General features: G+C 33.4%; 9 protein-coding genes. 5 read left to right on the forward strand and 4 right to left on the reverse strand.

All coding sequences use genetic code 11. The features are described 5' to 3' along the window. The first annotated feature begins 245 nt into the window (after nucleotides 1–245). Nucleotides 246–1,340, forward strand: a complete 1,095-nt coding sequence (locus AB671_RS04650; RefSeq protein ID WP_317040107.1) for an MBL fold metallo-hydrolase — start codon at nucleotides 246–248, stop codon at nucleotides 1,338–1,340. Nucleotide 1,341: 1 nt separating this feature from the next. On the opposite strand, the gene AB671_RS04655 is transcribed toward AB671_RS04650, so the two are convergent. Beyond that, the gene (locus AB671_RS04655) at nucleotides 1,342–1,629 is read right to left on the reverse strand and encodes a GNAT family N-acetyltransferase (RefSeq protein ID WP_066678644.1); all 288 of its coding nucleotides are present in this window, start codon (nucleotides 1,627–1,629) and stop codon (nucleotides 1,342–1,344) included. Nucleotides 1,630–1,918: 289 nt separating this feature from the next. On the opposite strand from AB671_RS04655, the gene AB671_RS04660 reads away from it, so the two are divergent. Continuing rightward, on the forward strand, nucleotides 1,919–3,103 hold the full coding sequence (locus AB671_RS04660; RefSeq protein WP_228390942.1) for an MFS transporter: 1,185 nt from the start codon (nucleotides 1,919–1,921) through the stop codon (nucleotides 3,101–3,103). A 289-nt stretch (nucleotides 3,104–3,392) separates the two neighbouring features. Here the strand turns inward: AB671_RS04660 and AB671_RS04665 are convergent, their stop codons facing one another. The 3 genes from AB671_RS04665 to AB671_RS04675 all read right to left on the reverse strand — a co-directional run bounded on the left by AB671_RS04665 (nucleotide 3,393) and on the right by AB671_RS04675 (nucleotide 7,129). Then, entirely contained in the window at nucleotides 3,393–5,612 is a 2,220-nt protein-coding gene (locus tag AB671_RS04665; RefSeq protein WP_066678648.1) for an NADP-dependent isocitrate dehydrogenase, read from the reverse strand. 109 nt (nucleotides 5,613–5,721) lie between these two features. Then, complete coding sequence (locus AB671_RS04670; RefSeq protein ID WP_157444123.1) at nucleotides 5,722–6,663, reverse strand: hypothetical protein; 942 nt, start codon at nucleotides 6,661–6,663, stop codon at nucleotides 5,722–5,724. A 13-nt stretch (nucleotides 6,664–6,676) separates the two neighbouring features. Then, entirely contained in the window at nucleotides 6,677–7,129 is a 453-nt protein-coding gene (locus tag AB671_RS04675; protein WP_157444124.1) for a T9SS type A sorting domain-containing protein, read from the reverse strand. Nucleotides 7,130–7,279: 150 nt separating this feature from the next. Between AB671_RS04675 and tpx the strand changes: the two genes are divergently transcribed. The 3 genes from tpx to AB671_RS04690 all read left to right on the forward strand — a co-directional run bounded on the left by tpx (nucleotide 7,280) and on the right by AB671_RS04690 (nucleotide 12,209). Further along, the gene (gene tpx, locus AB671_RS04680; RefSeq protein ID WP_066678149.1) at nucleotides 7,280–7,777 is read left to right on the forward strand and encodes a thiol peroxidase; all 498 of its coding nucleotides are present in this window, start codon (nucleotides 7,280–7,282) and stop codon (nucleotides 7,775–7,777) included. Nucleotides 7,778–7,864: 87 nt separating this feature from the next. Next, nucleotides 7,865–10,201 carry an adenylate/guanylate cyclase domain-containing protein gene (locus AB671_RS04685; RefSeq protein ID WP_066678148.1) on the forward strand — a complete coding sequence of 779 codons (2,337 nt, stop codon included), beginning with the start codon at nucleotides 7,865–7,867 and terminating at the stop codon, nucleotides 10,199–10,201. Nucleotides 10,202–10,211: 10 nt separating this feature from the next. Continuing rightward, nucleotides 10,212–12,209: an adenylate/guanylate cyclase domain-containing protein gene (locus tag AB671_RS04690; RefSeq protein ID WP_066678142.1), complete on the forward strand. Its 1,998-nt coding sequence runs from the start codon at nucleotides 10,212–10,214 to the stop codon at nucleotides 12,207–12,209. Nucleotides 12,210–12,219: the final 10 nt, after the last annotated feature.

Raw genomic sequence — 12,219 nt, forward strand, 5'->3', positions numbered from 1 at the left:
TAACAATATATTTTTGGGCAGCTATTCCGCCCTCCGTTCCCAATCTTTTTTGCCCTCGTTTTTCCAGCAGCAAAAAAGGATTTCCACTTAGGTCGGGCTGCAATTATATTACGTTTCAGAATGTGTGATTTAATCATTATTAGTACTTAATTAAATATAAAAAAAGTAAAATTCATTTTCATGCGTCATTGAGGTAAGAGTACTAAACTTAAAGAAAGTTTTTTACATTTGAATATCAAATTTTAATGATGATTTATTTAGTTATATTAATTGCGGTACTTGTTGCAGCCACTTATTTTGTAATGTCTCAGGAAGTTTTTGGTGCAGCACCAAAAGGAAAACGTCTGGAAAAGATACTTAATTCTAAGAATTATAAAGATAAGCAGTTTCAGAATCAAAGTTTTACACCGCAGATTGCGGAAGGTTTTTCTATGCCAAAAGTAATGGTCAATTTTTTATTTGGGAAAAAAGATCCGTTGTTGAAGCCTTTGCAGGCAGTTCCTGCAATTCAGACAGATTTAAATAAAATTTCGGCTAACGAAGATGTTTTCATTTGGATGGGGCATTCTTCTTATTTTATAAAAATTAATGGAGTTTCTTTTCTGATTGACCCTGTTTTAAGCACTTTTGGTTCACCTTTTAAGTTTTTCAATAAAGCTTTTGAAGGTTCAGACCTGTTTAAACCTCAAGATATTCCAAATATTGATTATCTCGTGATTACACACGATCATTATGACCATCTGGATTTCCCAACAGTAAAAGCTATCCGTGAGAAAGTAGGAAAGGCAATTATGCCTTTAGGAGTGGGAGCTCATCTTGAACGATGGGGATATTCGGAAGATCAGATTATTGAAGAAGATTGGGGCGCAACTGTGGCTTTAAAAGATGGTTTTAAAATAACTTTTACTCCTGCAAGACACTTTTCAGGTAGAAAATTCCAGAGAAATACCACGTTGTGGACTTCTTATGTCTTGGAAACTCCTACGAAAAAACTGTTTTTAGGCGGTGACAGCGGTTATGACACCCATTTTAAAATAATTGGTGAAAAATACGGACCATTTGATTTTGCAATCATGGAAAACGGACAATACAACGAAGCTTGGAAATACATTCACGCTTTGCCCGAAGATGTAATTCAGGCAAGTTTAGATATTCAGGCAAAAAATATTATTCCGGTGCATTCTGGGAAATTTGCTTTGGCTTTGCATCCCTGGAATGAACCTTTACAAAAAGTGACTACTTTAGGAAAAGAAAAAAATCTACAAATCCTTACTCCAAAAATCGGTGAAGTTTTAGATTTAAATAAAACGGATAATCATTTTCAGAATTGGTGGGAATAATTTATTCGTGCCAGATTCCTCTATATCTTTTAGGATGATTTTCTAGCTGTTGTCTTACGAAATCACATTCAGGATCAATCATCAGATCTTTTTCTTCTGCAAAACTTACCAATCTGTCTAGAAGAAGTTTGGCGTAACCATGACCTTCCAGATCTTCATCAATTTTAGTATAATAGACATTGAGCAGTCTTCCGTCAACAGAAATCGACATATAGCCGACTTTTTTACCATCAATTAACAACTGCAGTTCATCTTGGTAAGGGGTGATCTCAAATTTTATATTTTCCATGATTTCTCTGATGCTTTTGGTGAAATTCTACTTTAAAATTACAAATTTATATTTTAAAATGAGATTATTTTGAGAAAATGAAACTAATTTATAATGATTTGAATTAAATCTTCAATGAAATGTTTTCTTGCAAATTGATGAGACTATAATTATAGATACAGAAATTTTATGGAGAAAGAGATCGGTTTCGATTGAATTTAATTATATACTATTTCAGAATTATTGATTTAAACAAATGCGCTTGAACAAATAAAAAGTCGGACTTTTGTCGCTTGAAAATTTCATGCGGATGTTAAAAGAGAAAAATAAATTTATTGCAACGATTCTTGCTTTTGCAATGATCCCGATGTCGGGTTTGGCGACCGATATCTATTTGCCTTCTATGCCGAGTATGGCGAGTGAGCTTCATCAGCCTGAAAGTAATATTCAACTTACTTTATCGATATTTCTGATCAGCTATGGCATAACGCAGTTCTTTGCAGGAAGTATTGTTGATTCTTTCGGAAGGTATAAAATTTCAATGGCTTCTCTGGCTTTGTTTGTTGTTTCTTTTCTGATCACAGCGACCACTCAGAATATTTTTGTAATCTATGCGATGCGTGTTTTACAAGGGATTTTATCAGGATTTGCTGTCGTTTCTAAACGAGCCTTTTTTGTGGATGTTTATGAAGGCGATGAGCGGAAACATTATCTCAGTATTATGACGATTGTCTGGTCGGTCGGACCGATTATTGCGCCTTTTATCGGAGGATATTTGCAGAAAATTTTTGGATGGCAATCTAATTTTTATGTTTTGGCAGGATATAGTTTGGTTCTTTTAATTCTTGAATTGATTTTTTCTGGCGAAACTTTAAAGAAACGAAACCCTTTCAATGTTGAGTTTTTGCTGAAAGAATATGATTCTATGTTTAAAGCCAAAGATTTTTTCTACGGAATGGTGATGTGCGGAATCAGTTATTCGATGATTATGTTTTTTAATTTGTGCGGATCTTTCATCATCGAACATAAAATGGGCTATTCTGAAGTCATTGCGGGTTATGTTTCTTTAATCCTTGGTTTTGCCTGGATGGCGGGTGGGTTTTTAGGAAAAGCATTAATCAATAAAGCGTTTTTACCTAAAATACGGTATGCAAATTTTATCCAATTATCTTTAATTATCTTGATGTTTATAGCTTCTTATTTCTCAAATAATATTTACAGTCTGGTTGCTTTTGCATTTGTCATTCATGTAACTGCCGGATTTATTTTTAATAATTATTTCTCATATTGCATCGGAAGATTTCCAAACGCAGCCGGACTTGCAGGCGGAATGACCGGTGGAGTGGTATTTATCCTCACCTCTGCAATCAGCTACGGAATTGTAACGCTCATTAGACCTCAGATTCAAATGGATGTTGCAGAAGGATATTTTATAATGGGAGTTTTAGGATTGTTTATTTTAAGTATGATCAAATGGAGAAAGGCGCATGTTTGATTAATTAGGAATTAGGAATTAGGAATTAGGAATTAGGAATTAGTTTTTTGATAAATTTCAAATCTTGTACTAATCAATATCAATAGGAGCGGGCTTTAGTCCGCTTTGTTTTTGTAATATAACGATTTAAAAATATTTCGCTATTACTATGCTTAGATTCCTCCGGAATGACAAACTACACGCATATTTTTTTGCGCAATTAGTGAAAAACATTTGCGCAATTCGTGTTTAATCAAACAAAAAAAGCCCCTTTAAAAAAGGAGCTTTCAATTTATATTAAATTCGAAAATTAGATTCCGTCAATAATTTCATTTAAAACAGTACTTGGTCTCATTGCCTCGTAAGTTTTGTAAGTGTCAGTTTTGAAGTAACCGTCAATATTTTGAGGTTTACCTTGAGCACCAATCAATTCAGCATTGATTACTTCTTCATTTTCCTGCATTGCTTCTGCAACCGGAGCAAATTGTTCAGCTAATTCAGCGTCTGCAGTTTGGCTTGCCAAAGCTTCTGCCCAATACATTGCCAAATAGAAGTGAGAACCTCTGTTATCGATTTGTCCAACTTTTCTTGCAGGAGATTTGTCAGTCGCTAAGAATTTAGCATTTGCTTCGTCTAGTGCATCCGCTAAAACCTGAGATTTTGTATTTCCTTGAGTTTGTGCTAAATGCTCTAAAGAAGCTTGTAAAGCTAAGAATTCACCTAAAGAATCCCATCTTAAATAACCTTCTTCCAAGAATTGTTCAACGTGTTTTGGAGCAGAACCTCCAGCTCCTGTTTCGAATAAACCACCACCGTTCATCAATGGAACGATAGAAAGCATTTTAGCAGAAGTTCCAAGTTCAAGAATTGGGAAAAGGTCAGTTAAATAATCTCTCAATACGTTTCCTGAAACAGAAATAGTATCTTTTCCTTCTCTTGCTCTTTTCAACGTTTCTGTCATTGCATCTTTTACGTCAAGAATTTTAATGTCAAGTCCGTTTGTATCGTGATCAGCTAAATATTTTTCAACTTTTTTGATCATTTCTCTGTCGTGAGCTCTTCCTTTATCTAACCAGAAAATAGCAGGAGTATCAGAAAGTCTTGCTCTGTTTACCGCTAATTTTACCCAGTCTTGGATCGGAGCATCTTTAGTTTGACACATTCTGAAAATATCACCCGCTTCAACTTTCTGAGAAAGAAGAACGTTTCCGTTTTCGTCCTGAACTTCAACTGTTCCTTCAGCAGATGCCTGGAAAGTTTTGTCGTGAGAACCATATTCTTCAGCTTTTTGAGCCATCAAACCAACGTTAGGAACAGAACCCATTGTTGTAGGGTCTAATTTTCCGTGCGCTTTCATATCATCAATAACTGATTGATAAAAACCTGCATAAGAACGGTCTGGAATGATACAAACTGTATCTTCTTCGTTTCCGTCTTTATTCCACATTTTTCCTCCGCCTCTTACCAAAGCAGCCATAGAAGCATCAACGATAATGTCTGAAGGCACGTGGAAATTCGTAATTCCTTTGTCAGAATTTACCATTGCCACTCTTGGTCCGTTTGCTAAAGCAGTTTCAATATCAGCTTTAATATCAACTTCCTGAGCATTTCCTTTTATTTTATCGAAAAGATCAGCCAAACCGTTGTTTGGATTTACATCTAAAGATTTAAATGTTTCAGCATATTTAGTGAAAACATCTTTAAAGAAAGTCTCAACAATAGCTCCAAATACAATTGGATCTGAGATTTTCATCATCGTTGCTTTCAGGTGAGCAGAAAGAAGTACGTTTCTGTTTTTAGCTTCTTCGATAGCTTCCTGAACGAAAGATTTCAAAGAATTTAAATTCATTACAGAAGAATCGATTACTTCACCAGCTTGAAGACCTGCGAAATCTTTTAATAAAGTTTCAGCACCGTCATTTCCTTTGAAAACGATTTTATATTTTGTAGCATTCTCTAGAGTAGTAGAAGTTTCCGTTCCGTAGAAATCTCCGCTGTTCATGTGAGCAACGTCAGTTTTGCTGTCTGAAGCCCAGTTGCCCATTCTGTGAGGGTTTGCTTTTGCGTAATTTTTAACTGCTTTTGGAGCACGTCTGTCAGAATTTCCTTCTCTTAATACGGGGTTTACAGCACTTCCTAAAACTTTAGCATACTTAGCTTTGATTGCTTTTTCCTCGTCATTTTTAGGCTCTGCAGGATAATTTGGCACTGCGAAACCTTTAGCTTGTAATTCAGCGATAGCCGAATCTAATTGAGGAGCCGAAGCTGAAATGTTTGGTAATTTGATAATGTTTGCATCCGGTTGAGTTGCCAGTTCTCCCAATTGAGCCAAAGCATCAACTACTTTCTGATCATCATTCAAAAATTCTGGAAAGTTGGCTAAGATTCTTCCTGCCAAAGAAATATCCGGAACTGCAATCTCGATATTAGCTGATTTTGTAAAAGCTTTTACAATAGGTAAAAACGAGTGTGTTGCCAACATTGGAGCTTCGTCCGTAAGGGTGTAATAGATTTTTGATTTGTCTGACATTATACTGATATTTATTATTTAAATTTTTAGTTTCACAAATTTAGTAATTATCATTCTTTTATTGGGAGTATTTGCGTAAAAAAAGAGACTGAAGTCTCTTAAGTTATTTTTAGTTCGATTCTGAAGTTACTACATAATTGGTTCCTGTACCACCACCATTTTGTCCGCTCCAAATATTGGTTTTAGAATTATATACATATGTTTTCCCATCACCATAATTATAAATCGCAAAATTTCCATTACCAGCTACAACATAATTGGTTCCTGTACCCCCACCATTTTGTCCCGCACTCCAAGTTCCTATTTTGGAATTAAAAACATATGTTTTTCCGTCTCCATAATTGTAAATTGCAAAATTACCATTTGAAGCTACAACATAATTGGTTCCTGTACCACCGCCAGTTTGTCCGCTCCACATTCCTGTTTTAGAATTATAAGCGTATGTTTTTCCATCTCCATAATTGTAAATTACAAAATTACCATTTGAAGCTACAACATAATTAGTTCCTGTACCACCGCCAGTTTGTCCGCTCCACATTCCTGTTTTAGAATTATATACATAAGTTTTTCCATCACCATAATTATAAATTGCAAAATTGGCTGATTTATTTTCTATAAGATCTTCATTAAAGGTTGAATTATCTGAGTTTAAATTAATTTTATCTGCAACCAAAGCATAAGGTACACTCATTAATTGATTTACGCCAACGTTTGTGTAGTTAGAACCTCCTGCAGGATCCATTTCCACTTTTACAAATTTCGTGTTTGTTCCCCAGTTAATTCCTCCGAAAGTTCCTGTAGTAGCCGTTCCCTGTCCGATATTCAAATTAACCAAACCTTTAGAGTTGGTTGTTTTATTGTGGGTTTCTGTATATAAAACAGTTCCTGTAGCAGAATTTTCTAAAATACTTATTTTTAAAGCTACGTTTCCATTAGCAATAGGAGCTCCCGAAGCGTTGAATGCAATTGTTTGGTAACTAAAAGCTTGTGGAACCTGTGCGCTTAATAATGTTGCTAAAAATAATCCTATAGATGTGTAAAGTTTTTTCATTTCAAATGGGTTTTTAAGGTTTTTTAATAATTTTAATAGGCTTGATGTCAGAATTTTTGAAAACAATCATGTAAACACCTTGAGGAAGATTTCTAAGGTCAATTTTGTCTGATTCTAATTTTGTTTTCAAAACAAGTTTTCCCGAAAGATCATAAATTTCGGCTCCTTCAATTTTTGATTTTGAGTTTAATTTAATGTAAACAAAATCAGCAGTAGGATTGGGGTAGATTTTTACATTGTCTTTTTCAAGTTCGGAAACTCCTAAAACCTGCAAGACAGATTGATAAAACATTCCCATTGTTCCTGAATTTGCTTTGTCGGGGTCAGTTGGGATTACATAAATTTCACCCACAGAATGGTTGAAGTTATCTGCAGAGACCGCTCCCGAATTAATGCCTCCAATCACAGACTGGGCAAAACCGAAAAACGGAACTACAAATAACAAAAGAGTAATTTTTTTTCTCATTGCTATTGATTTAAGAGTGCTAATATAAAAAAAATCACTAATACGAGTATAATTTTTTTTGTTTTCCACTTTAAGAATTATTTAACCTTTATTTCAAGCAAAATCGTGTGAATTTTGAATAAATTTGATGAAAATTTAAATCAATAAACTATGTCTACAATTACATTTAAAGGAAACCCTATCAATACAATCGGAAACCTTCCAGAAGTTGGAAGAGAAGCTCAGGAATTTACAATGGTGTCTTCAGATTTATCTGAAAAAAATCTTGCAGATTACACTGGGAAAAGAGTAGTTTTAAATATTTTCCCAAGTATTGATACTGGTATTTGTGCTTCTTCTGCTAGAAAATTCAACGAAGAAGCTTCAAACCTTGATAATACAGTGGTAATTAATGTTTCCAGAGATTTGCCTTTTGCATTATCAAGATTTTGTGCAGCGGAAGGTTTAAATAATGTAGAAACGTTATCAGATTTCAGAGGAAACTTTGGGGAAGATTATGGTGTAACGCTTTCAGATTCTCCATTAAAAGGGCTTTTAAGCAGAGCTGTTGTTGTTTTAGATGAAAAGGCTAAAGTAATTTACACTGAGCAAGTTCCGGAAATAGGGCAAGAGCCTAATTACGAAGCTGCTATCGCTTCTTTGAAATAAATTAAAATATTTCTCATCAATTTGAATCATTCCGTTATTTAATGGAATGATTTTTTTATTTTTGTGCATCAACGCAATAACCAGCCATTGAAAAATAAATTTACGTCTTTTGCAATTATCTGTTTTCTCTTTTGCGGGAACGCAGCTTTTAAAGCGCAAGAATCTGTTGAGATTAATAATCTTAAAAGTCAGCTGAAATTAACTAAATCTGACAAAGAACGAGCAAAGATTTTTGGAGATTTAGGTAATATCTATTTTCAGAATAAAAATGTAGACAGTGCAATTTCATATTCCAAATTATCATTGCCTATTTATTTGAAAAACAATGATACTGAGCAGATTGGAAGAACAAATTTGTTTATAGGGACTTTGTTTTTACAAAAAAATGATTTAGTTACAGGTGAAAAATATTTGTTAGAAGCAGAAAAGTATCTTTATAAAACTGAAAATTATGAAAAGAGAGCTATTCTCAATTTTTGGATGGCACGACTGAATGCTGTCAATAAAAAAAGTGATGTTGCCACAAAATATTACAACGAAATTTTAAAGTATTATAAAGAAGGCAGAAAAATAGATAAAAAGCTCGTAATGGAATCATATCAAGGGCTTTTCGCAAATAATTTTATCAAACAAGATTACGCAGACAGCTATACATCCTTATATACTTATATAGATTTTGTTAAAAAAAACTATCCCGAAAATTTATATGTTGCATACAGAAGTGCGGGAACTTTTTTTCTTACAAGTAGAGACAACAAAAAAGCTTTAGAATATTTTCAAAAGGGCTTAGAAATTTCTAAAAAAGAGCATAATGATTTGCAGACAGCAGAAGCGAAAATCTTTATGGCTAATATTTATTCTGAAATGAATCAACTGGAAATTGCAAAAGAATATTTGAATGATGCTAAAGCTTATTATGAATCTCATAATTTGAAAGACAATTTACCATTGGTTTATTACTATTTCGCTGACATTTATTCTAAAGAAAAAGATTTTGTAAAGGCTGAAGATTTTGCGAATAAAGGGCTGAAATTAAGTAATAAAAATGATCCTATGTATGAGTATTACAAAAATCATGAAGGATTTATCGGGTTAAAAAAAATAATGGAAGACAGTCTTTCCTTAAAAAATAATCCAGCGAAACTATCTGAATTGAAAGTTAAAACCAATGAACAGGTCAGAAATCTTGAGTATTTTACTCAATTGAAAACTTATGTTTCCCCGGAAATTTTTATACAGAATTACGAAGTATTGCATCGTGCCTATGCTTTTCTTGGAGATTACAATCAATCTTATTCATACTTAAAAAAGATGTACGATAAGAAAGAAGAAACGTACGGAATCGAAAAAATGAAAGCACTTTCTTCTGTACAATCTGAAACCGAACTATCCAACGAAAGAACCCGAATAAAACTAGAAGAAGAAACCAAACGTATCCAACTTCAAAAAGAAATAGAATTAAAAGCACTTCGTTTTGAGTATGAAAAAAAACAGGCAGCTGCAAAAACTGAAGAAGAACGCAAAAGACTGGCGCTTGAAGAAGATCTAAAACGAAAAGAAATTCAGATAAAATTTGATGAAGAACAAAAAGCTGTTGCATTAAAATACGACCAGGAAAAAAGAATTGCCAAAATTGATCAGGAGAAAAAAGATGCCATTGTAAAAGCAGATCTGGAGAACTCTAAAGCTCAGAAAAATATGTGGGCTTTTGGAGCAGGCTTGTCTTTACTATTATTAGGTTTTGCTGGTTTTTCATACAATCAAAAGCGTAAAGACAACAAAAAAATTGCTGAAGAGAAAAAGAAATCTGATGATCTATTGTTAAATATTCTTCCTCATGAAGTTGCTGAAGAATTAAAAGAAAAAGGAAAAACCAATGCCAAACATTTTGATCAGGTATCTGTTTTGTTTACCGATTTTGTCAATTTTACCGCAAACTCCGAAAGAATTGGTGTACAGGAAGTTCTGAATGAACTGAATATTTGTTTTACAGAATTCGACAGGATCATGGAAAAATACAATTTAGAAAAGATCAAAACCATTGGTGATGCCTATTTGGCGGTGAGTGGTTTACCGATCTCTAATGAACGCCATGCAACAAATGCAGTGAATGCAGCTTTGGAAATTCTTTCTTATATTCAGCAAAGAAAAAAAGATAATCCCAGTGCTTTAGATATCAGAATAGGAATTCATTCCGGACCGGTGATCGCAGGAATTGTGGGCGTGAAAAAATTTGCTTACGATATTTGGGGAGATACCGTAAATACGGCCGCAAGAATGGAGCAAAACAGTTCACCGGGAAAAGTAAATATTTCTGAAGCCACCCATCAGTTAATAAAAGAAGACTTTAATTTTGAGCATCGCGGAAAGATCGAGACCAAAGGAAAAGGTGCGATGGATATGTATTTTGTAAATCAAATTTAATTTTATCAGAGTGAAAAAAGATCTACTCTTAACATTTTTACTTTTCTTGTTGATCGGATGGCAAAATTTATGTTTTGCTCAGAATTCTTTTGAAAAACCTAGAGTTTTTACTTTGAAAGAAATCTCTGACGGAGTTTCTATAGATGAACAGAGTAAATTCTTTGCAGGCGACAATCCGGCTTTTGCTTCTGTAGAATTTAATGATTCTACTTGGGAAAATATTCGTTTTAATGATAGGAAAGCCTATAAAAAAAATCAACCACATTGGATTCGTTTTTATTTTAAAGTTGATTCTTCATTGGTAAATAAAGCCATTGCCATAAATTTCAGTCAGCTTGGAGCCTCTGAAATTTTTCTTAATGGAAAGAAAATTCAAAGTGTCGGCAAAATTGGGAAAGGAGATCTAGCAAAATTTATAATCAAGAATAAAGTTCCGACCATTTTTACTGTAGAAAACACAGAAGTTAATGTTTTGGTAATCCGGTATCTACCTTTGCCCAATACGTTTAAATTTATTGAAAAAGCCAGGGTATTGAATATAGAATTCAAAGAAGCTGAAACTCTTTTACAAGATAAAATGGAAGTTGCTGAAGAAGTTAATTTCTATATGATGCTCACTTGCGGAGTTTTTGCAGCATTAGGATTTATTCACCTTCTCCTGTTTATTTTTTACAGAAAAGCATTGTATAATCTTTTTTTCTCGCTATATAATATTTCAATTTTCTTAATAGGCTATCTTGTCATTCTTCTCTATCAAATGCAAAATCCTGAGTTGTTAGGAAGGTATGTGTTTTTGGGATTTTTAGCAATGATACTTTTTGGTGCTTCTTTGAGCGGTTTCGTCAATACTTTATTTGCAAAGAAGAAAACAAGAATGGTAGTTATGCTTATAATAGCTGTCATTTTAATCATAGTATATTATTTTAATATTACCATTACAGTAATTTTGGGAATACTTTACATTGTTTTTACTGCTTTTGAATCATTCTATTTAATCATTCGTGCAATGATTAGGAAAGAAAAAGCAGCTTTCATCGTTGGTGGTGGGATTCTGGCATTTTTTGTTTTTGTTGTCAGTACAATTATTTTAAATGTTTTAAACAATCTTAATGTTTCTTTTTCGGGAAGGTGGGCTGAAGGTGATATTGGAGCTTATATTTTAGTTTTAATAATTTTAAGCTTCCCTATTTCTATATCTGCTTACTTAGGTTGGCAATTTGCATCCACTAATTTAAGTTTGGTAAAACAGCTGGATGAAGTCAATCGACTTTCTGATATTAATTTAAAACAGGAACAGGAAAAACAGCATATTCTTCAGAATCAAAATGATTTGCTTGAAAAACAAGTGGACGAAAGAACTTCTGAATTGCAAAAAGAAAAACAAAAAACGGAAGACCTTTTACTCAACATCCTTCCTCATGAAGTTGCCGAAGAATTAAAAGAAAAAGGAAGTTCGGAAGCTAAATATTATGATGAAGTTAGCGTAATATTTACTGATTTTGTTAATTTTACTCAAAGTTCAGAAAGATTAGGTGCCGAGAAAATGTTAGGCGAACTGAACGAGTGTTTCACAGAATTCGACAGAATTATGGAAAAATACAATTTAGAAAAAATAAAAACCATTGGAGATGCGTATTTAGCGGTAAGTGGTTTGCCAATTTCTAATGAAGAGCATGCTAAAAATGCTGTGGATGCCGGTTTGGAAATTCTTTCTTATATTCAACAAAGAAAAATAAATAACTCAAATGCTTTAGATATCAGAATCGGAATTCACTCAGGGTCGGTGATTGCGGGAATTGTAGGCGTTAAAAAATTTGCTTACGATATTTGGGGAGACACAGTAAATACGGCTGCAAGAATGGAGCAGAACAGTTCTTTAGGAAAACTGAATGTTTCTGAAGCAACCTATCAATTAATAAAAGAAGATTTTATTTTTGAATATCGTGGCAAAATCGAAACTAAAGGAAAAGGAGAAATGGAGATGTATTTTGTAAATTCATTAATCTAAATTTTAAAAT

It is taken from the genome of Chryseobacterium sp. BGARF1, from assembly GCF_001677955.1.
Classification (GTDB): domain Bacteria; phylum Bacteroidota; class Bacteroidia; order Flavobacteriales; family Weeksellaceae; genus Chryseobacterium.

Coding starts and splice junctions, on each gene's coding strand:
- AB671_RS04650 (WP_317040107.1), top strand. CDS start 246: ATGATGATTTATTTAGTTATATTAATTGCGGTACTTGTTGCAGCCACT.
- tpx (WP_066678149.1), top strand. CDS start 7,280: ATGTCTACAATTACATTTAAAGGAAACCCTATCAATACAATCGGAAAC.
- AB671_RS04655 (WP_066678644.1), bottom strand. CDS start 1,629: ATGGAAAATATAAAATTTGAGATCACCCCTTACCAAGATGAACTGCAG.
- AB671_RS04670 (WP_157444123.1), bottom strand. CDS start 6,663: ATGAAAAAACTTTACACATCTATAGGATTATTTTTAGCAACATTATTA.
- AB671_RS04665 (WP_066678648.1), bottom strand. CDS start 5,612: ATGTCAGACAAATCAAAAATCTATTACACCCTTACGGACGAAGCTCCA.
- AB671_RS04675 (WP_157444124.1), bottom strand. CDS start 7,129: ATGAGAAAAAAAATTACTCTTTTGTTATTTGTAGTTCCGTTTTTCGGT.
- AB671_RS04660 (WP_228390942.1), top strand. CDS start 1,919: ATGTTAAAAGAGAAAAATAAATTTATTGCAACGATTCTTGCTTTTGCA.